The organism is Lederbergia panacisoli (genome assembly GCF_024626525.1).
In the GTDB taxonomy this organism is placed as follows: domain Bacteria; phylum Bacillota; class Bacilli; order Bacillales; family Bacillaceae_C; genus Lederbergia; species Lederbergia panacisoli.
In genome coordinates, this window is record NZ_JANJGU010000024.1 from 12,312 (window position 1) to 33,637 (window position 21,326).

Consider the following 21,326-nt stretch of genomic DNA (forward strand, 5'->3'; position numbering starts at 1 on the left):
GATGATATCAACATAGATCTTTTTTTTGCTCTTTTATCGCCCCCCCCCCACCCACACAACTCTAACCCAATTAGCACAATTCAGAATTGTATCAAAGTTGTGTGGGTGCCTGGCACCCACAAAGGAGGATGAAGTTATGAGAATCCAAACTCGCATTCATTCGATTGAGTCTTGTGGGACTGTGGATGGTCCGGGGCTTAGGTATGTGATTTTTACGCAGGGGTGTCTTTTGCGTTGTCTGTATTGTCATAATCCGGATACTTGGGCTTTTGGAAATGGGGAGGGCAAGGAGGTTTCTGTTGAGGAGTTAATGAAGGATATTAAGGATTATCTTCCTTTTTTGCAGGCTTCTAATGGTGGAGTGACAGTCAGCGGCGGAGAGCCACTTCTTCATCTTGATTTTCTCTTCGAATTATTTACTGAATGTAAAAAGCTTGGCATCCATACTACAATTGATAGCTCTGGAGGATGCTTTACACGAAAAGAACGTTTTATGAAATCTCTTGATCGTTTAATGGAAGTGACTGACCTTGTCCTACTTGATTTAAAGCAAATTGATGAAGAAAAACATAAAAACTTAACATCTGTTTCAAATAAACACATCCTAGACTTTACCCACTATCTTGAAGAAAAGAAAATGCCCGTTTGGGTGCGTCACGTTTTAGTTCCGGGGTTTACGGACGCTGAAGAAGATTTAAGAAGACTTGGTGCATTTATTCATTCTTTATCGAATGTAGAAAAAGTGGAAATTCTCCCTTACCATCAATTAGGGGTTTATAAATATGAGGCATTAGGAATCGAATATAAGCTTAATGGTGTGCAGACACCTGCGGATGAAAAAGTAAAATGGGCTTATGACATTTTGACGAACGTATAGAATCCAGTGAGCTTGAAAGGATGATGAAACATGGCAAATGTTCTATATATAAAAGTGAATCCAAAAAGCGATGAACAATCAAGATCCTCCATGTTAGCGAACCACTTTTTAGAGGAATATAAACAACACCATCCTGAAGATACGATTGATAAGCTAGATTTGTACAAAGCGGACATCCCTTTTCTTGATGTCGATGTTTTCAGTGCGTGGGGAAAATTTGCAGCTCATGAAGAATTAACAGAAACCGAGATGATTAAAGCATTACGAATGGATGAACTTACGAGTCAATTTTTAGAAGCAGATAAGCTTGTCTTTGCCACACCGTTTTGGAATCTATCATATCCCCCGATGCTCAAAGCTTATATCGATACGATTTGCATTGCGGGAAAAACATTCCATTATACCGAAAATGGACCTGTCGGACTTGTGCCTGAAAAACCTTTATTATTGATAGAAGCTAGAGGTGGCATCTATTCTGAGGGCCCTGCAGCGGCAATGGAAAATTCATATCGATACTTTAAAACGATAATGGGCTTTATGGGATTGAAAAACTTTACATCTGTTATTGCAGAAGGATTAGATATCGATCCAAATCAAACCGAAGCCATTCTGGAGGAAGCAAGGCAAAAACTAACTGAAATTGCAAGTGACTTTTAAATAAAACAGGTGAGGAAAAGTCGATAGGAAGAGCAACAATTGAATAAATATATGAATTAACAGGCCGTTTCGAATAGAGATTTGGTCTGTTTTTTTACTTATTTCCCGCAGTCAACTTATACAAATACGGCTATCGACTTAGAAATTAATAAGCCCCTAGCAGGTGAACCTAATAAAGACAATGTTGTATGATTATGTTAATATTTCAAGGATTTTAAAATAAACACAAAACATTGGAGGAAAACACAATTGAAAATAATATTAAATGTGATGAAATTAGGTTCTATTCCTCTGTTAATAATTCTCTTAATACCATCGTTTTACCATCCCTTTTCTGTCCAAGCCGCTCAACCATTTAAGACGGAAGATGTTGATAAATTTGTAACTAACTATATAGAACGCAACGGGCTTCCTGGTGTATCAATAGTAGTCGTCCAATACGGTGAATTAGTATATGAGAAGGGATATGGTCATGATTCTGGGGGGAACGCCATAACAGAAAAGTCGTTAATGAGAATCGGTTCTGCCTCCAAATCATTTACTGCATTTGCTGTTTTACAACTTGTTGATGAAGGGAAAATCAAACTGGATGACCCCGTAATTAATTATTTACCTGAGGTAAAACTTGACGATTCGAGATGGAAGGAAGTTACAATACGTCAACTATTGTCTCATACATCAGGGATTCCAAATCCGATTATTGTTCCACCAGCAAATAACTTAAAAGCAGGTGTGGAACGTTTGAATGATTGGATGCTGCAGTCGAACCCGGGAGAGAATTACTATTATAGCAATGGAAACTACTGGGTCTTAGCACTTTTGGTGGAGAAGGTAAAGGGAATCGAGTTCTCTCAATATCTTAAACAAAAGGTATTTTCCCCACTAGGAATGAATGACTCACTTACTACTGTTAACTCTGGAGATCTTGTACAGGGACTACCTAAAGGATATGTAACTGCATATGGAACTGCAATACCTTGGACAGAGCTTGAAGCTATGAATATGGGGGCTGGGAGTATCATTTCAACAGCATCTGATATGGGAAAATGGCTCATGATGCAAACAAACGAAGGAAAGATTGGAACAGGAAAGCATTTATTATCAAAAAAATTATTGGAAGACTCTTACTCTACACAACCTGGAAGCAAAAAATACGGTCTCGGTTGGGAGTTGAGCTCACCTAATGTGAAGCCAGCACGCATTTCGCATAGCGGAGTAGTATCCACGTATCAAACCCAACAAGACATCATACCAAGTAGTGGTTATGCCATTGCAGTTTTACTTAATAGCTATACCCCTACAATTGAACATGCTTATGAGATTAGTTCGGGTATTATCCAATTGACAGAGGGGCAAGAACCCGAATTGAAAGCCCCAGTATCGAAAATAATTGATTTATCACTTGGCGTGATCACATTGATTTATTTGATTTTAGGAATTAGAGGGATTCTGCGGAGTAAAAAATGGTCGGATAAACGTAAACAACATCCTACTTGGAGATTTAACCTTCGTTTAATTCCCCAATTGGTTCCAACCTTATTAATTGGGTGGTTGTTTTTTATTGTTCCAACGTTGCAAAATAACAGTTCGACCACGATTGATGCATTTGGTCTTTACCCAGCCGCGATGGTCTTATTGGCAATTGTTTTCATTATTGGATTGGTTCTTACAATTTTGAGAATCTATTATCGAATAACATTAAATAAAGGTATAATCAAAAATTACTCTTAAAAAGTGCTCAGAAATTAATCTGAGCGTTTTTGCTTGCGATTTATATTGCTAATTAGTGACTTTCTCTACTAAGACGGAACATGTTAAGGAAAAACGGATGTTTTTACACCCACATTGAATTCATTTGAAATCAAGGGATAAAATAAACACTTATCATCTTTCCAAAAGGAGGACTACATGTTCCGGTTCACAGTTGTCATGAGTATCGTCATCTTTCTTTCCCTTCTCCTCTTTTCTCCCATAAAAGCGAATGAACAAAACTATGTCATTATCGGGTATTACGCTGGATGGTCTCCACTTAAAAATTTCAATCCACAATCAGTTACACATATCAATTATGCATTTGCTGATGTGTGCTGGGATGGCACACATGGAAACCCGGAAGCTGGAAACGGCGGGCTGCTACCTTGCACAGATAACAACGGCATTAAACAAAATGATATTCAAAACGGAACCGTCGTTTTGGGCGCCCCCTCTACTGACCTTCCTAATTTAGAAAACTTAAAAGCATTTAAGTATGTAAACCCACAATTAAAAACATTAATTTCCATCGGTGGCTGGTCATGGTCTGTGAATATGTCGCTTGTAGCTCGAGCCGAAGAAACCCGGAAACAATTTGCGGATTCTGCCGTTGCGTATATTCAAGAATTTGATATGGATGGGGTTGATCTTGATTGGGAATATCCTGTCAGTGGTGGGATGCCGAATAATCATCATGACCCTTTAGATAAAGAAAATTTCACACTTTTATTGCAAGAAATTCGAAATGCACTCACTAAAGCTGAACAAGAAGACGGGAAAAAGTACTTGCTGACAATTGCATCGAGTGCTGGGTTTTCCTATTTAGACAATACTGAACTGGATAAGGTTGCTGATCTTGTCGACTATATCAATATCATGACGTATGACTTTAATGGTAGTTGGTCGAAGGTCACAGGGCATAACGCTCCTCTTTTCGAAGATCCAAAGGCATTGGAATACGATGTCCATCCTCATCATGTAGCGGCTGCAGTCATGGGGCATCTAGATAACGGAGTTCCTGTGCATAAGCTTGTATTGGGACTCCCTTTTTACGGGAGATCATGGGGAAATTGCAACCCCGAGAACAAAGGGAGAATAATTGAGAATGGCGGATATCAATCCTGCTCCGGTAATGGCGGCGGCAATCTAGAACCAGGTACCTATGATTACAACTATCTTCAAGAACACTTAATTGATAAAAATAGTTTCAAACGTTATTGGAACAATACCGCAAAGGTCCCTTACCTTTATAGCGAGGAAAAAAAAGAATTTATTTCGTATGATGATCCCGAATCATTAAAGGAGAAAACACATTTTATTACGAAAAATGCCTTAGCCGGAGCGATGGTTTGGGAATTAAGTGAAGATGATAATACCCAAACTTTACTGACAACAATTCGTAATGAGCTTGAATTCCCTAAGCTTGAGGCCACTAAAGAGCCAGTAAAGGAGAGGCCTATAAAGGAAAAAGCACAATCGTTATATTGGCTTTACTTCCTCATTATAGGCATCCTGCTTTTAATCATTTTGGTCATAATAAGAAAAAGAAAGTAACAGCACGCCCATATAGCGTGCTGTTTTACTATGTCAGCTTTGATAATAATAAAGAAGCGATTGAAAAATACGTAATTAGCGAGAAAATATCATTTACGGTTGTAATTAAAGGCCCCGAAGCTACAGCTGGGTCCAATTTACATTTATATAAAACGAGCGGGATGACAGTCCCAGCCATCGTACCAAGTATAAGTGTGAGCAGAAGTGAGCCGCCAACTACAATCCCCAAATATATATTCCCTTGCCAGATAAAAGCAATAATCGAAATGAGAAATCCACATGTAACGCCAATAATAAGACTTACACGAAATTCCCGTAATATCAATTTGAAAACCGTTTTTGCATCAATTTCATTTTCCGCCAAGCCCCGAACTACGACAGCGAGCGACTGAGTTCCCGTATTTCCAGTCATCCCTGCAATTAGAGGCATAAAGAACGCCAATGCTACTACCTTTTCCAGCGTCCCTTCAAATTTAGAAATGATACTTCCGGAAATTAAACCGATAAAAAGCAGAATGACTAACCAGGGCAACCGCCTGACAGCTGCAATAAATGGTTTTGTTTTAAAATCAATCTCCTTACTAGCAGTTGAAATTTTCCCATAGTCATCGCTCGTTTCTTGTATGAGTGCATCTACCATATGATCAAATGTAATAATTCCTACGAGCACTTCCTTTTCATTCGTAACAGGGAGCGCTATAAAATCATACCTTTGGAGCAGTCTTACGATATCAGCTCGCTTTGTCGATACAGATACGCAGATAACCTGCTCGAGCATTATATTTCTTAACATTTCATGTGGATCTGAGAGAAGTAAGTCTTTGTATGGGACCGTGCCGGTCAATATTCCCTGTTTATCAACAAGGTATAAATGATTATTGCCTTCTGAGTAAAGGGCAAGAGACCTAATTTTATCAATTGCGTCTTGAACCGTTGCATGATCTTCAATCGAAATATATCGATTTGTCATTAAACTGCCTGCAGTATCATTTGGATAATCAATCATTGTTTGAACATAACTAGCGTTAGTTTCGTCCATTTCTTCGAGAAATTTTTTCAATTGGACTTGTGGGTATTTTTTTAGCAGCCGACTAAGGATATTTGTATCAAGTAAAGCTAACACTTTATTCGCTTTCTCGGGTCCAATTTTCCCAAGCAGCTCGAGTTTTTGCATTGTGTTTACCTTTTGCATCATACTTGCAATCGTTGTTTCATCCAAGTTATGAAGAAGTGATATACCATGTTTTTCAGGAAGGCTCTGGAAAATAGCACTCATATCGTAAGGCCGCTTTTTTCGAAACATTTCGTTTAGCTCATCGAATTTTTTATTTTGTAATTTCTCTATCACTGCTAATGTTTCCTCTTCTAATTTCTCTTTTGTAATTATGGCGAGCACTTCCCTTCCTTATCCCTAAAATTCTATATCCTTTTTTTACTTTCTAAAAACTTTTCGGAAGATTCTGCAACAATTTTATCCAACAATCCGTCTATGAACTGACAAAAGAAAAAGGAGAGACAATTTCAATGAATTTATTAAAACGTTCGGGACTTTTACTAGCAGCGGTCGTGTTCATTACCCTTATTATGGCAGTAGGAGAAAGTTCGGCGGATGAAATCCCTATGCCAGTTGGAACTGGGAGCACTCAAGATCAAAATACGATTCAAGCATCTAAATATTTTATGAGTGGAAATACATTTATTCAGATGATCTCTAGTACACAGGTGCGAGTGACGGGTAATACAAAAGCTTATCGTCCAGTTGATAATATAAAGATTGACATGACGCTGCAGCGCTGGGATTCTGCGAGTGGACAATGGGTGGATGTACTCTCCCTCGGGAGTGCAACAAATTACTCTTCTTCTATCGTCTCTCTTTCCAAAGAGGCGAAGGTTTTAAAAAAATCCTATTACAGAGTATGGGGAGTTCACCGAGTCATGCATGGAGGAGTTGTTGAACAGAACACAAGCATCTCAACTTATGTATTCGTAGATTAATAGGCGCCCTTTCATTTTGCATATATCTCTTATTACCATATCGGTTTATAATGATGATAACTACTTTTTAACCGATAGAGGTGACATTTTGAGATTATCACTTTTGAGCAGCCTTCGCTTAATTATGTTTATTTTGCTCAGTAGCATTTACTATATTTCCGTTGAAAACCACACAATGATACAAACGGCATTTGTCATTGCCGCAGCACTAGGTTTCTGTATTAATCATTTTTTATTAGTTACCCCTCTAGTGAAAAAGTATTTCGTTTTAGCTCTTACACTCGATTCAATTTACATTTTAGGCTTTGTGTTTTTCTTTCCGGGATCGACAATCTATTTACTATTATTTGGAGTTAATGCTGTTACGCTTTTTCTTATTGCAGAAAATAAGCGAATCATATGGGGATTTACTCTTGCCTTTTTTCTCATGTGGGGGTTATGTGTTTTCTACTCGTATAAAATGACGGGAAACCTTGATATAGCGGAAAACATCATTAATTTTACTTTTATCGTTTTTGAAGCTTTTGTTGGCCGACTCATACATAAACTAATCCATGCACAAGAAAAAATTGAAACTCAATATGATGAACTTCAAGAAACTCATCATGCCTTAAAAGATGCACATGAACAGTTGCATCATTATTCTAATCAAGTTGAAGAATTAACCCTGATCCAAGAACGAAACCGTATTTCTGGCGAGATCCACGATACCGTAGGACATAAAATGACGGCATTGCTCGTTCAGTTGCAAGTAGCAAAGGAACTTCAACATATTCAACCTGAAAAGAGCAAGCAGACAATCCTCCTTTGCGAGGAGCTGGCGAGAAATGCCCTGCAGGAATTGCGATTATCCGTGCGCACTTTAAGAGATGAAAATCGATCTTTTATTGCTACGACACGAAAAATTCTCGAAGACTATCAGGAAATGACAGGATTGAAATCTAATTTTCGTATAAAGGGAGACCCTTCTGAAATCCCCCCTTCGATTCAATTAGATTTGACTCGTATCATCCAAGAATCTATTACAAACGCTGTCCGACATGGGCAAGCGACCGAATGCGATGTCACAATTGAAATATCTGATTCAACTGTTGAAACTTTCATTAAAGACAACGGAACCGGCTCATCGAAGGTTAGTCCCGGATTTGGACTCAAGAATATGAGGGATAGAGTCCAGGAGCATGGTGGGCAGATCGTGTTTGAAAGTAATCAACAAGAAGGATTTATCGTAAAGATGAGTTTACCATTGAAGGAAATTCAATGGGAGTTGGGGGGAGCATAGTGATAAAGGTTTTAATTGTTGATGATCAAGAATTAATGAGAGATGGTCTCGCTACGATTCTAAATCTGAAGCCTGAGATTGATGTAGTAGGAGTCGCATCCAATGGAAAGGATGCATTTGAAAAAGCATGTCAGCTTCACCCTGATATTGTGTTAATGGATATTCGCATGCCAATCGCAAATGGGGTTGAAGGCACAAAGTTGATTACCTCATGTCTACCCGACACAAAAGTGTTGATGCTTACAACATTCAACGATAGTTCCTTAATTTTTGAAGCACTTGAAGAAGGAGCTAGCGGCTATTTATTAAAAGATATGCCGACTGATGCGATTGTTCAGGCCATCATGACCGTTCAATCCGGCGGAATGGTGTTGCCTAGGGATTTAACGGCGGAAATCGTGAAAGAAATGAAAAAGAAGCAAGCAACGGATCAAGATACTGAAGTTCCTAAAATAATTCATGACTTAACAGAACGCGAACTTGAGGTATTAAATAAACTAGGACTAGGTCTAAACAATAAAGAAATTGCCCATGAACTTTTCATCTCAGAGGGCACCGTAAAAAATCATGTTTCAAATTTAATTAATAAGCTCGAGCTAAGAGATCGGACTCAAGCAGCTATTTTTGCAGTAAGGTATCATATATCTACCTTCTGACAGATGACTTTTGGCATAGTACCCCATGACATACAGCTAAAGCAGCTGTATTTTTTTATGGAAAAATCTATCTAGAGAGAGATTTGCTCGGAAAGGATACGCGCTATACTGTGGGTAGTGAAAATCGGAATGAAAAAAGGACGTGGAACGATGTTAGAAGTTAAAGAGCTTAAGAAAAGCTACGGAAAAAAGGAAGTCGTGAAAAATGTTTCTTTTACAATTGAAAAAGGTGAATCATTTGGGCTTTTAGGTCCGAATGGAGCGGGAAAATCCACCACCATCTCGATGATTTGCGGGCTCATTCCATACGATCAAGGTGAGGTAATGGTTGATCATCTATCTGTTAAGAAATCACCGATGCTTATTAAGAAAAAAATCGGGGTTGTGCCACAGGAAATCGCCCTTTATCCAACGATGTCTGCAAAAGATAATTTATTATTTTGGGGGACTATGTACGGATTAAAAGGCTCCCAGGCGAAAAAACGAGTAGAAGAAGTACTTGATATTGTTGGTTTAAAGGATCGGGCAAAAGAGCGAATCGAAACATTCTCCGGCGGGATGAAACGAAGAATCAATATCGGGGCCGCCTTAATGCATGAACCGGAATTATTGATTATGGATGAGCCAACAGTAGGAATTGACCCTCAATCAAGGAATCATATTTTAGAAACAGTCAAAAAGCTAAATGAACAAGGTATGACTATCATATACACGAGCCACTACATGGAGGAAGTTGAGTATTTATGCAATCGTGTCGGAATTATCGATCACGGGGAAGTCATTGCAATCGGTACACAATCTGAACTTTGCAGCCGGCTAGTTGGCGGGTCATTCATTCAATTAACGGTTGAAAATGATACTTTACAAGCAATAGAAGCGATAAAAATACTGGAAAATGTTAATGAAGTTGTGAAGAATGAATCAAATACGATCGAAGTTTTTGCGGAGAAGCCATATGAAACATTAAGTTCAATAATGGCCGCAGCCGTAAAGAATGGAATGAAAATTGGTTCAGTGGAAATTAAAGAACCTAACCTTGAGACCCTTTTCTTACAATTAACGGGGCGCTCATTGAGGGACTAGGAGGATTATAAATGACAGCTTTTACAATTGCATGGAAAGATATGAAAATCCGCTTACGAGATCGCAAAGGTTTTATTAGTATGCTACTAATGCCAATTGTTCTGACAGCCATTCTTGGTTCGGCTCTAGGTGGATTATTTGAAGAAGGCGGTTCACTTCCAGATACAACTGTAGGGATTGTTGTTTCTTCCGCGGATGATATAACAGAGCAGTTTGTAGATAAAGTGTTGCAAGCTGAGGAATTAAAAGAAAGTATTACACTTAAAGAATATAAAACAGAAGCTAGCTTAAAAACAGCCTTAAAAAAGCAAGATGTTGATGTTGGAATCATACTTCCCACTGGTTGGGGGGACGGTTTAATGAAGGGTGAAATTAAGGAAGTTACCATTTTTAGTGACCCTGAAAAAGAAATCCAATCTACGATTATGAACTCAATCACATTATCTTTTATCAACCGAGTAACATCTGTATCGATTGCAGCGGAAGTAGTTTCAAAAGAATTAACTGCTGTTCCCGTATCGGATCAAGATATCGATATGGCAAATGTCATAGTAGGACTCGCAAAGGAGCTGTCCGACATAGCAAGCTCCAATTTGAACGCAGTCACTTCCGAGAAGGATGGCAAGAAACCAATATCAGGAATGCAATACTATGCCGCTGCCATGTGTGCAATGTTCGTTTTATTCAATACAACCGTCGGGGCGAAGTCGATTATCCAGGAACGGAAAACAGAAACTTTAGCCCGCTTAATGAGCAGCCCAATTGTGCAATCTTCTATCATATGCGGAAAATTTTTAGGAACCTTCTACTTTTCTTTCCTCCAATTTATCGTGTTTGTGATCGCCACACATTATTTATTTGGAGTTAGTTGGGGAAGCAATATTTTACAAGTGCTTGTAATTGGATTAGCGTTTTCGATTTCAGTTTCAGGATTTTCCATGATCATTGCCGGAATGATTACAGAAGAAAAAACAGCTGATACGGTCGGTGGTATCGGCGTTCAAATATTAGCATTATTAGGCGGATCAATGATACCACTTGCTGCATTTCCAAACAGTTTGCAACTAATTGGGAATATTGCACCAAACAAATGGGCGCTTGATAGTTTAGTAAAGATTATGAACGGAACGTCTTGGGAAACACTTACTTTACCTATCACTGTCCTTATGTTAAGTGGATTCGTTGCATTGTTGATTGGATCGCTAAAATTACGACCAAGATAAGGAGTAAAAAAAATGAGAAGAATAAGCGCCATTATGATATTTGAATTAAAAAGAATGTTTCAAAAGCCACAATCATACCTCCTTATGTTCGGGATGCCGATCTTGTTCACCTTTATTTTTGGAGCGCTTTTTTCAGGCGAGACGGAAGCAAAACCTAGCATTGCGGTGGTTGATGGTGATCAGTCAACCTTGTCAAGAGCGTTGATCAATGAGTTAAAAAGTAAAGATATATTAGATATGAGTATTGAGAATGCGAGCGATGCAAGTGCAAAATTCGAAGACCAAAAAGTAACAGGATATATTCGTATTGATGAAGAATTTGAGAAGCAAGTATTGGAAAATGAGATTCCTAAAGTAATTTTTATACACTCTCCTTCATTTGACGGTGCACAAATGATAGAACAAGTCATTAACGACAGCATGATTAAATTGAAGATCATTGCAACTGCATCAAGTGCTTATGAGGATATAACAGGTGATAGCTGGCAGGGAGTTCAAGATAAAATTACGAGTGAGCTCGCAACTTCATCCGGGATCAAAAACGTTGCAGTTACGAAAAGCCAAGAACTTACGACGATGAACAATATGACCGCTCGCTCTGCAGGATTTACGATTATGTTTGTCATGATTACGATGCTTATCAGTACCGGGGTATTTTTAGAAGCTAGACAGACTGGAGTTTGGTACCGACTCATGTCGACACCTACGTCAAAAAAGGAACTGTTAATTGGGTATCTACTTGCCTTTTTCCTTATTGGGTGGATTCAATTTGGCGTATTAATGACTGTTTCAAAGTTTGTGTTTCATGTGAACTGGGGCAACTTATTAGGCAATATTGTCCTTGTATCTAGTCTATTACTATGTACGATTGGATTAGGTCTTTTTATCGCAGGCTTTGTCAAAACGTCAGAGCAGCAATCCGTATTTGGAAATCTATTTATTGTTTCTACCTGTATGCTTGGCGGTGTTTATTGGCCACTTGAAATCATGCCGAATGTCATGCAGCAAATTGCTAAGTTTGTTCCACAATATTGGGGTTTAGAAGGATTTGCCGAGTTATCGGCTAGAGGTGGAACAGTGGTGGATGTTCTTGCACCGAGCGGGGTCCTACTAGCAATTACCTTCGTCTTTCTCATCGTAGGTATGAATAAAATTCGTTTTGAATAGCAGAGATATTAAATGAAAAAGAAAAAGAATTTCAATTTAGCCTACATGGCCGCAGTTTCTTACTCATCATTATGTTGGGCTCACAAATAAAATTTGGGTTGTCACTATTTTAGGGTTCTTATTATTGGCAGCTTTTATTATCGGTGGAAAAATCCAAGCTAATGCAAATAAACAAGCTAAAAAGGATACAAAGTGTAAGGTTCCCCCATTCCAATCAGGGGGAACCTCTTTTATATCGATTTAGCTATTGTAATAATCTCTTCTTTCGATAAATTTCCTTCAATTGAAAAATAGTGACTTTGGGTCATCCAAATCAGTTGGGCGTCGCCATTTTTATAAATCACTAAACTTCCCTTTTGCCCCTTAATTTGAATCTCCTCTATCGTCACATCATCATTATCCATAGTGGCTCCAAATCCAAATTGATATTCAATCGGCATTTCAGTTAAAATAAAACCTTTATCATCGCCAACATAGTTTAAGTAAACAGCTTCAACTTTTTGTTCATAACCATCCATGACCGTCACTTCTACTAATTGAAATTCTTCAGAAAGACTTTTAGGAGTCAAAATAGGAAAGTGCGCGGCATTTTTAGCTTCTTCCAAACTCATTTGCTTAGATATGATTTCCGAGTCTTCAATCACTTCGAATCCACCCTCGGCCGGCTCCCCCTTCATACTGCCACCTTCTGATTTCCCAAATAAATGCACAACATTTCCTTGTACGGTATAGAAGATATCTGTCAATTGGTTAAAAGCTATACTAGACTGTGGAGCAGTAGCAAAAATAAGGATAATTAAAATAGAAGCGGCTATCAAAAAATACTTTCGATAAGCACGAAGCGGGTGTGTTGTTACCTTTTTTTCATTCATCTGCTTTTGAATTTGACTCCATGCTTCCGCTGCTGTCAAAGATGGGGCTGGGAAGTCATCCATTTTTTCATCTAATACTTCACGAATCAACTCATCCAAATGGATTTCTTTATACTTTGGCATTATGTATCATCTCCCTCATATCGGGCTGTGTTTCCAACGCTTCCCTTAATTTTAACTTCGCACGGTGAATACGTGTTTTGACCAACGTCACTTTGATATCTAATGCTTTTGCAATTTCGTCGTATTTCATATCGTGCAGATAGGCTAGAATCAAAACTTGCTTATGTTCTGGTTTCAGTTCATCAATTTCGCGAAGAAGTATATTTTTAAGGAACTTTTTTTCTACTATTGTCTCAACAGTAGAATGAAAATCTTCATTTCTAGAAAGTTGTTCGTCAATAACATGATCTTCTGAAACAACTTCGTTCCATTTTTTAATTTTTCTTAAATAATCAATGGCGGTCCGGGATGCGATTGCAGCCAGCCAAGCACCTAACTTTTCTCCATCCTTGACTGTATGCATATTTTGAAATGCCTTAAGAAAGGTTTCCTGTACGATATCCTGGGCCAGCTCCCGATCTTGAACAATGTAGTACGCTGTATAATAGACCCGTTGATAAAACATTTCAAAGATGACTCTCTCGGACTCACGATCCTTTTTAAGGAGTTTTTGTATTAACCTATTTATCATCCCCACACCCTCTCTGAGTGAAGATTTCCTCAATTTTCCTCTTATTATATCCTAAGACGGAAGATCTTGGTAAATGTTTCATGGGAAAAGCCGAAAGTTCATATTACATTAGACATGAATGACAGGCTAACACTATAATAGGTTCATCTATGGTGATGAATGGAGGTCGTGTCAGATGAAAAAAGGAAATTGCGTAGCAATCATTGGAACTGGCTTTGTCGGATCAAGTTATGCTTTTGCCCTTATGAATCAAGGTATTGCAGACGAAATGATCATGATTGATGTAAATAAGGAAAAAGCAATTGGAGATGTAATGGATCTTAATCATGGCAAAGTGTTTGCCCCTGATTTAACCCATATTCGCTATGGTCAATATGAAGATTGTGCCAATGCAGATTTAGTTGTCATTTGCGCGGGAGCAAATCAAAAACAAGGTGAAACTCGACTTGATTTAGTAGAAAAGAATTTAAGAATTTTTAAATCAATTGTAGATAGCGTGATGGCCAGCGGTTTCGATGGAATTTTTCTCGTTGCAACAAACCCGGTTGATATATTAACATACGCTACGTGGAGTTATAGTGGTCTTCCAAAAGAACGAGTCATAGGTTCAGGGACTATCCTAGACACGGCACGCTTCAGATATATGTTAGGAGATTACTTTGATGTAGCCCCAAACAATGTCCATGCTTATATTATCGGAGAACACGGGGATAGTGAACTTCCAGTCTATAGCATTGCAGATGTTGGTGGAGTTCCTGTCTTGAAAATGATTGAGCGTGATCCGCGATATAAACGAGAAGATTTAAATGAAATTTTCATCCAAGTACGTGATTCTGCTTACGAAATTATTAAAAGCAAAGGGGCCACGTATTATGGAATTGCAATGGGTCTTGTTAGACTAACGAAAGCCATTTTACGTAACGAAAATACGATTCTAACAGTGTCTTCCCTTCTTGAAGGTGAATATAAAGAAAACGACGTATATATTGGAGTTCCAGCAATCGTGAATCGAGATGGGATAAGGGAAATAGTTGAATTGGAGCTTAGTGAGGAAGAACAACGGCAATTCCATAAAAGTGCAAATGTAATCAAGGAAATATTGAAACCTTATTTTTGAGGAGAAGGTGGAGGCTGTCTGATTAGGCCGCCTTTATTTTATGGATAGATTAACCCATAAATAAATGACCCCCAACCAAAACGGTCAGGAGTCATGTAGATACCGATTAAACTTTATTATTATCTATCTTTCATCCAATCCGGTTTTGTGAAACCAACGAAGTCGCTGTCAATTACTTCTTCAAATTCCTTTGATTCTACTACTTCTTTAATATCTTTTACAAATTGTGCATCTTTGTTTTTTGCATCGATGACAACTCGGTTGCGGTGAGCATCTCTCATATTTTCAACCATAATGCCTTCATTCATATCAAGACCTGCTGCAAAAACGAAGTTTCCGGGTACTGCCGACATATCTGTGCTTTCAATTGCACGTGCAAGCTGTCCTGCTTCTAATGGTTGGAACTTAAGGTTTTTAGGGTTATCCTTTATATCCTTTTCGGAAATTGTCAAGTGGCTTACATCGTCCTTCAATGTAATTAAGCCTTCTTGTTCCAAAATTAATAATGCTCTACCCATATTTGTAGGATCGTTTGGCAGGGCGTAAGTAGCACCATCTGTGATTTCATCAATTGATTTAAATTTATTTGAGAAGACAACCATTGGAGAAGTCGGAACTGTTATCACTTCAGCTAAGTTTAGTTTGTTTTGCTCTGCAAAAGTTTCCATATAGATTTTATTTTGAAAAACGTTAGCATCAATATCGCCTGTTCCTAATGCATTATTAGGTTGGATATAATCACTGAATTCTACTACCTTTACTTTATAACCTTTCTTTTCAAGACCAGGTTTGATAGCATTTGTCACCATATCTGTAAATGGACCAGCTGTTGCGCCAATAGCAATTTCTTTCTTATCACTGTCTGCACCTGATGAATCTTTACCACCGCAAGCGGCAAGTGCTCCCATTACTAAAACGAGAGTTAATAGAAAAAACCATTTTTTCATTTCTGTTTCCTCCTGAAGTTTTATCTTTTATCTGCATGTTTTGCCCAACGATCTCCAACTAATTGAATGAGTTGAACTAAAACAATTAACACGATTACTGTCGTAAACATAATAACTGTATCATAGCGGTAATAACCATAACGGATCGCCAAATCACCGATTCCACCGCCGCCAACGACACCAGCCATTGCCGAGTATGCAACTAGACTAATTGTCGTCAATGTAACTCCTTGTATAAGGCTAGACTTTGCTTCCGGAATGAGCACATCTTTAATGATCATCCATGGAGTGGCTCCTACCGATATAGAAGCTTCAATCACACCTTTATCGATTTCTCGAAAAGAAGTTTCTACAATTCTAGCAAAAAAAGGGATTGCGGCAACGGATAATGAAACCGATGCAGCTGTAGGACCGATAACTTTTCCGACAATCAACATCGTAAAAGGAATAAGTAATACAAGTAAAATAATAAAAGGAATCGATCTAATCAAATTAATTAAAAACCCAACAATTGATTTTACATATTTTTGTTTTAAAAACATTCCTTCGTCTGTCACGAATAAAATAACACCTAACGGAAGTCCAACAACGATAGCTACGAAAAGCGAGATGCCGACCATGTATAACGTTTCAAAAAATGCTTTATTCAAATCTGGAAGCATTTCGATAATATGATCAAGCCCCATATGTCATCACCTCTGCATTTCCCGTTCTTTCCTGCAAGTAGTAAATAGCTTTGGCTACTTCATCTTGCTCACCTATGATTTCTAAAATAAATATGCCTAACGGTTCTTCTTGGATATATTCAATCTTTCCGTGTAGGAAATTCCCTTTTACACGATGAAGCTGAAGCATATCAGATACGACCGTTTCACCTGATTTCGAGCCTTTAAATTGAATTTTTACAAGAGTTCCTTTACACTCCTTGACTAATTTTTCAGGTATGTCCAATTGAAGAATATCACCGATAAATTCCTTCGTTAGCTCTGCTTTCGGTGAAGCGAAAATATCGTAAACTGAGCCTTCCTCCACAATTTTTCCACTTTGCATAACAGCCATTCGATCACAAATTTCTTTCACGACTTCCATTTCATGGGTAATAAGGACAATCGTCAATCCTAGCTTTTGATTAATATCTTTCAAGAGTGCCAATATTGATTTTGTTGTACTCGGATCAAGGGCGGATGTAGCTTCGTCACATAATAGAACATCTGGATTATTGGCTAGTGCCCTAGCAATTCCTACCCTCTGTTTTTGACCACCGCTTAATTGCGCTGGGTACACATCCCGTTTATCCGCAAGTCCGACCATCTGAAGGAGCTCTTCTGCTCTTTTTACTCGTTCCGCCTTCGGGTAATCAGCTGCTTTTAAAGCAAAAATAATATTTTCGATAATCGTTTTTGAGCTGATTAAGTAAAAGTGTTGAAAAATCATTCCTATTTTCTGACGCGCTCCGCGAAGTTCCTTTGCAGATAGGTTCGTTAAATCTATTCCGTTAATGATAATAGATCCCGAAGTTGGCTCTTCAAGGAGATTCATACAGCGGAGGAGTGAACTCTTTCCTGCACCTGAATACCCGACGATTCCAAAAACCTCACCCTTTTTAACGGTTAATGAAACATTGTCGACTCCGATAACTTCGCCTTTTTTGGTTTGATATTTTTTTGTTACATTATTTATTTTGATCATTGTATCCACCTCATATAAAAGGAAAATGCCCCTTTCATTTTGAAAGAGACATCGAAATAAAATCGTTCATTTATTTTCGACTTATCTCCCAGAATGTTTCATTCCGCAGGAAGTGGCACCTTTCCGTATAAGGAGGTTGCCGGACGTCATAGGGCCTGATCCCTCAGTCACTCTTGATAAGTTAATCATATTTAGTTCAATGAAACTATTATGGAGGAATATGAGCTGCTTGTCAATAAAATTTAGGTCTGCGATCATCGAATACTGGGATTCGGCTGCGGATTTCGTCAATCTCCTGAAGGTTAATTTCACTGAGTAATAATTCTTCCTTAGAGCTGCCTTCCGCAATAATTGTTCCCCAAGGATCAATGATCATCGAGTGCCCGGCAAATTCATTATTTGCATCCGAACCAACCCGGTTGCAGGCGATAATATAACATTGATTTTCAATAGCTCGTGCCTGCAATAGAATGCGCCAATGATCAAGGCGAGGGGTTGGCCATTCCGCTACAACAAATAATGCTTTTGCACCGTTGACTACCGACTTCCTCAACCATTCTGGGAATCTGATATCATAACAAATAAAGCTTCCTGCTTCTTCTCCATCAATCGTGAAAGTAGGCTCGTCCTGGCCAGCCTGTAAATATAAATGCTCATCCATAAGCTGGAATAAGTGAAGCTTGCTATATTCATGGACAAGCTTGCCTTCCTTATCAATTATATACATTGTGTTCTTCACGCCGCCTTCCGCTTTTTTAGCAACCGAGCCTCCGACGATATGGAACTTATATTTTTTGGCTTGTTCTTGTAAGAATTGAAGGACATCCTTTCCTTCCTCATGAGCGATTTCATCTAAGCGGGTTAAATCATACCCTGTCGTCCATAATTCAGGTAATACCACGATGGAACATTGCTCTTTCGCTGCTTTTTCAAACCATTGTTCTGCCGCGATAAAATTTTGTTGCGGATCCCCAAAGGCAATATCCATTTGAATACAACCAATTTTCCACTTCAATCCAAACTCCCCCTTGCTAGTTTCTGCGCTTTACAAACATTATCTTTCGTTATAACATTTTAAACTAGAAATGAAAAGGAAAATCACTATTTTTATAGAGGTGTCACCATGAAGAATTTTGAAACTTCAGAGGTTTTAAAACTGCTGCCTAAGCAATTTTTTGCCTCACTCGTCCAAAAAGTAAATGAATACATAGCAAATGGCCACGATGTCATTAATCTTGGGCAAGGAAATCCAGATTTACCAACCCCGTCGCACATTGTAGACCGATTAAAAAGTGCCGCGGAGGAACCCGTCAATCACCGCTACCCTCCATTTCGTGGAAAGCTTGAACTCAAAAAGGCTGTTGCTCAATATTATAAACGGGAATATGACGTAGAACTCGACCCTGAAACAGAGGTTGCAGTTTTATTCGGAGGTAAAGCGGGATTAGTCGAGTTGCCACAATGCCTTATGAATCCTGGTGATACAATGCTTGTACCTGATCCGGGTTATCCGGATTATTGGTCTGGTGCCGCACTCGCAAAAGTAGAAATGGAAATGATGCCGCTAAAAGCTGAACATCAGTTTCTTCCTCAGTTTGAAGACATTTCAGATGATGTTTGTGAGAAGGCAAAAATGATGATCCTCAATTATCCGAATAATCCAACCGGGGCTGTAGCAGATCTTAATTTTTTTGATAAGACTGTCGCCTTTGCCTCTGAACATCATATATGTGTAGTTCATGATTTTGCCTACGGGGCCATAGGCTTTGAAGACAAAAAACCGGTTAGTTTTCTTCAAGCGGAAGGAGCGAAAGATATCGGCATTGAGCTCTATACAATGTCAAAGACATACAATATGGCTGGTTGGCGCGTAGCCTTTGCAGTCGGGAATCCATCTGTCATAGAAGCGATTAATCTATTCCAGGATCATTTGTATGTTAGTTTATTCGGCGCGGTCCAAGATGCGGCGACTGAGGCGTTATTGAGTTCTCAGCAATGTGCAGTTGAATTAAATGAGACCTATGAAAAAAGACGAAACGCGCTTATTTCAAGCTTGCATGAAATTGGATGGAAAGTCCAAGCCCCTTCAGGATCATTTTTCGCTTGGTTAAAAGTTCCTGATGGCTACACGTCTGAAGCGTTCGCTAATCTGTTATTAGAAAAAGCATATGTGGCTGTAGCGCCGGGAATTGGATTCGGAGAATACGGAGAAGGGTATATAAGGGTTGGCTTGTTAACGACGGAAGAGCGATTGCGTAAAGCCGCGAGAAGAATTGGAGATTTAGGTTTATTTTAAGTGTGGCTCTGTTATAACCGAATGTTGATTTCATTGTATTTGAAAAATAAACGGATAAATTCCGGTTAAAGTGGGAAATGCCAATATTTCCTGGAAAGTAAAGGAAGCTTTTCCGTTTATATCATCCAAATCCTTGGATTTTGTCTTATTTAGAGCAGTTAATCGGAATATCTCCACTAGCATTGCAAAAATATCCACAAGGGTATATCACGATTACTTTATATTGCTCTTATGTATAGTTTTTCCATTCCAATTTCTTGGTTCTGAGCCAAAAAGTCAAGGGGGTTGTAAGTGAACCCAGTTATCCAAAAATTTGATATTATTTTCTTTTTTTCTTATATTTTGCCATCGAGCTAGTACTTACCCCCACTGGTTTTACAATGGCCACACCTGCATCATGAAGTTCAATTTCATTTGGCGGGTGCTTTCTCTTTTGTCTTCCTTTCGATGTTCTTACAGGTAAACGGTGTAACTCATGGAGAAAACTTTTCCATGTCCTTTCGGCATGGATGCGGAGAAGGGTGAGTACTTTCCAGGTGGTCTTCTTAGTTTTCTCAATTAACCTAACATATAAAGTGACACAGTACGCCGTCATAGCAAAGAAAATCTGATTCCAAATTCCTTGGGGTTGGGTACTTTGTAGTTTAACTAGACGTAGATGTTGTTTCATCCACTTGAAAAACAGTTCAATGATCCAACGGTGCCGGTACAATTCGGTTACTTCTTCGGCTTTCAAATCCCAACGATTGGTTACGACACGGTATTCTTTCCCTTCTTCATCCGTGAATTCAACAAGACGAAGGGGCTGTTCCATGGATCTGAAGTTACTCCCCATGACGACTAAGGCGTCTAGCTTAACCCTGCTGCCATCGGGAACTTCAAAGGATTTTATAATGTTCGCCTTATGCCCAGCCTGGATACGCATGGCGAATGGAATCTGGTTTCCTACCCAATGGTCCATTTTTTTGTAATCCACATAGCCACGGTCCATCACATGGGTCGCATGAGGATCTATTACGAGCTCAAGCATGACTTCACGATCATCCACATTACCTGTAGAAGGAATGACCATGTCGGGATAAGCTGTGCCGGGATCCGTTACCACAATCCGAGTATGTAGCTTCACGCAATTACTATGCTTTGTAAAATACGTCCACTTTCCTAGTGTAGGTCCAAGGAGCAGAGAAGAAGAATCTACGAGATGAAGACGACCTAAAGAAGGGATCCCTTTTCCTTTACTCGTCAGCTTATTCAATTGGGTAACAGCGGCAAGAAATAACTGCCGTGGTAGGATTGAAGGTAAAGCATTGACTCGACGACATAGTTGAGAAGCACTAATACTGGTGAGGCCAAACAGTTCCTCTGTACCTTCCATGGCACGAATACGCTCTTCTGTTTCCTCGTAGGATTTCCAATTTCCCAATTGCATGGTGACACAAATCTTCATTAAATTAGCCGTGGTCAG

The 21,326-nt window shown here is 38.9% G+C and carries 20 protein-coding genes and 1 riboswitch; of the genes, 12 read left to right on the forward strand and 8 right to left on the reverse strand.

All coding sequences use genetic code 11. The features are described 5' to 3' along the window. Positions 1-136: 136 nt before the first annotated feature. The 4 genes from pflA (at position 137) to NQ185_RS19180 (ending at position 4,840) form a co-directional block, all read left to right on the forward strand. On the forward strand, positions 137-877 hold the full coding sequence (gene pflA, locus NQ185_RS19165; protein WP_257583677.1) for a pyruvate formate-lyase-activating protein: 741 nt from the start codon (positions 137-139) through the stop codon (positions 875-877). A gap of 30 nt (positions 878-907) precedes the next feature. Then, entirely contained in the window at positions 908-1,534 is a 627-nt protein-coding gene (locus NQ185_RS19170; RefSeq protein WP_257583678.1) for an FMN-dependent NADH-azoreductase, read from the forward strand. A 249-nt stretch (positions 1,535-1,783) separates the two neighbouring features. Further along, positions 1,784-3,265, forward strand: coding sequence for a serine hydrolase domain-containing protein (locus tag NQ185_RS19175; RefSeq protein WP_257583679.1), 1,482 nt, complete (start codon positions 1,784-1,786; stop codon positions 3,263-3,265). 177 nt (positions 3,266-3,442) lie between these two features. Beyond that, positions 3,443-4,840: a glycoside hydrolase family 18 protein gene (locus NQ185_RS19180; protein WP_257583680.1), complete on the forward strand. Its 1,398-nt coding sequence runs from the start codon at positions 3,443-3,445 to the stop codon at positions 4,838-4,840. 28 nt (positions 4,841-4,868) lie between these two features. Here the strand turns inward: NQ185_RS19180 and mgtE are convergent, their stop codons facing one another. After that, positions 4,869-6,236 (reverse strand): magnesium transporter, encoded by a 1,368-nt coding sequence (gene mgtE / locus NQ185_RS19185; protein WP_257583681.1) that lies wholly within the window; start codon positions 6,234-6,236, stop codon positions 4,869-4,871. A gap of 128 nt (positions 6,237-6,364) precedes the next feature. Between mgtE and NQ185_RS19190 the strand changes: the two genes are divergently transcribed. From NQ185_RS19190 to NQ185_RS19215, 6 genes are all read left to right on the forward strand, one after another. Further along, positions 6,365-6,835 (forward strand): DUF6147 family protein, encoded by a 471-nt coding sequence (locus NQ185_RS19190; RefSeq protein WP_257583682.1) that lies wholly within the window; start codon positions 6,365-6,367, stop codon positions 6,833-6,835. A gap of 88 nt (positions 6,836-6,923) precedes the next feature. Next, positions 6,924-8,117 (forward strand): sensor histidine kinase, encoded by a 1,194-nt coding sequence (locus NQ185_RS19195; protein WP_257583683.1) that lies wholly within the window; start codon positions 6,924-6,926, stop codon positions 8,115-8,117. After that, positions 8,117-8,773, forward strand: a complete 657-nt coding sequence (locus tag NQ185_RS19200) for a response regulator (RefSeq protein ID WP_257583684.1) — start codon at positions 8,117-8,119, stop codon at positions 8,771-8,773. Before NQ185_RS19195 ends, NQ185_RS19200 begins: the two co-directional genes overlap by 1 nt. A 150-nt stretch (positions 8,774-8,923) precedes the next feature. Then, a complete protein-coding gene (locus NQ185_RS19205) occupies positions 8,924-9,856 on the forward strand; it encodes an ABC transporter ATP-binding protein (protein WP_257583698.1) in 933 nt (310 codons plus the stop codon). 11 nt (positions 9,857-9,867) lie between these two features. Next, positions 9,868-11,079, forward strand: a complete 1,212-nt coding sequence (locus tag NQ185_RS19210) for an ABC transporter permease (RefSeq protein WP_257583685.1) — start codon at positions 9,868-9,870, stop codon at positions 11,077-11,079. Positions 11,080-11,091: 12 nt separating this feature from the next. Continuing rightward, positions 11,092-12,246 carry an ABC transporter permease gene (locus tag NQ185_RS19215; protein ID WP_257583686.1) on the forward strand — a complete coding sequence of 385 codons (1,155 nt, stop codon included), beginning with the start codon at positions 11,092-11,094 and terminating at the stop codon, positions 12,244-12,246. A 230-nt stretch (positions 12,247-12,476) separates the two neighbouring features. On the opposite strand, the gene NQ185_RS19220 is transcribed toward NQ185_RS19215, so the two are convergent. Both NQ185_RS19220 and NQ185_RS19225 read right to left on the reverse strand, forming a co-directional pair. Continuing rightward, the gene (locus tag NQ185_RS19220) at positions 12,477-13,241 is read right to left on the reverse strand and encodes a DUF4367 domain-containing protein (protein ID WP_257583687.1); all 765 of its coding nucleotides are present in this window, start codon (positions 13,239-13,241) and stop codon (positions 12,477-12,479) included. Next, complete coding sequence (locus tag NQ185_RS19225) at positions 13,228-13,812, reverse strand: RNA polymerase sigma factor (RefSeq protein ID WP_257583688.1); 585 nt, start codon at positions 13,810-13,812, stop codon at positions 13,228-13,230. The genes NQ185_RS19220 and NQ185_RS19225 overlap by 14 nt, the downstream gene beginning before the upstream one ends. Positions 13,813-13,987: 175 nt before the next feature. Between NQ185_RS19225 and NQ185_RS19230 the strand changes: the two genes are divergently transcribed. Then, positions 13,988-14,929: an L-lactate dehydrogenase gene (locus NQ185_RS19230; protein ID WP_257583689.1), complete on the forward strand. Its 942-nt coding sequence runs from the start codon at positions 13,988-13,990 to the stop codon at positions 14,927-14,929. Between the two features lie 119 nt (positions 14,930-15,048). Here NQ185_RS19230 and NQ185_RS19235 read toward each other — a convergent pair whose 3' ends face one another. The 4 genes from NQ185_RS19235 to NQ185_RS19250 form a co-directional block, all read right to left on the reverse strand. Continuing rightward, the gene (locus NQ185_RS19235; RefSeq protein WP_257583690.1) at positions 15,049-15,876 is read right to left on the reverse strand and encodes a MetQ/NlpA family ABC transporter substrate-binding protein; all 828 of its coding nucleotides are present in this window, start codon (positions 15,874-15,876) and stop codon (positions 15,049-15,051) included. Positions 15,877-15,896: 20 nt separating this feature from the next. Then, positions 15,897-16,562 (reverse strand): methionine ABC transporter permease, encoded by a 666-nt coding sequence (locus tag NQ185_RS19240; protein ID WP_257583691.1) that lies wholly within the window; start codon positions 16,560-16,562, stop codon positions 15,897-15,899. After that, positions 16,552-17,565 carry a methionine ABC transporter ATP-binding protein gene (locus tag NQ185_RS19245; protein WP_257583692.1) on the reverse strand — a complete coding sequence of 338 codons (1,014 nt, stop codon included), beginning with the start codon at positions 17,563-17,565 and terminating at the stop codon, positions 16,552-16,554. The genes NQ185_RS19240 and NQ185_RS19245 overlap by 11 nt, the downstream gene beginning before the upstream one ends. Positions 17,566-17,643: 78 nt before the next feature. Beyond that, positions 17,644-17,748: riboswitch (SAM riboswitch) on the reverse strand. A gap of 49 nt (positions 17,749-17,797) precedes the next feature. Next, the gene (locus NQ185_RS19250) at positions 17,798-18,580 is read right to left on the reverse strand and encodes a carbon-nitrogen family hydrolase (protein WP_257583693.1); all 783 of its coding nucleotides are present in this window, start codon (positions 18,578-18,580) and stop codon (positions 17,798-17,800) included. Positions 18,581-18,688: 108 nt separating this feature from the next. On the opposite strand from NQ185_RS19250, the gene NQ185_RS19255 reads away from it, so the two are divergent. Further along, entirely contained in the window at positions 18,689-19,861 is a 1,173-nt protein-coding gene (locus NQ185_RS19255) for a pyridoxal phosphate-dependent aminotransferase (protein ID WP_257583694.1), read from the forward strand. A gap of 319 nt (positions 19,862-20,180) precedes the next feature. On the opposite strand, the gene NQ185_RS19260 is transcribed toward NQ185_RS19255, so the two are convergent. Then, the coding region (locus NQ185_RS19260; RefSeq protein ID WP_257583696.1) for an IS4 family transposase at positions 20,181-21,326 on the reverse strand (1,146 nt) is incomplete at its 5' end.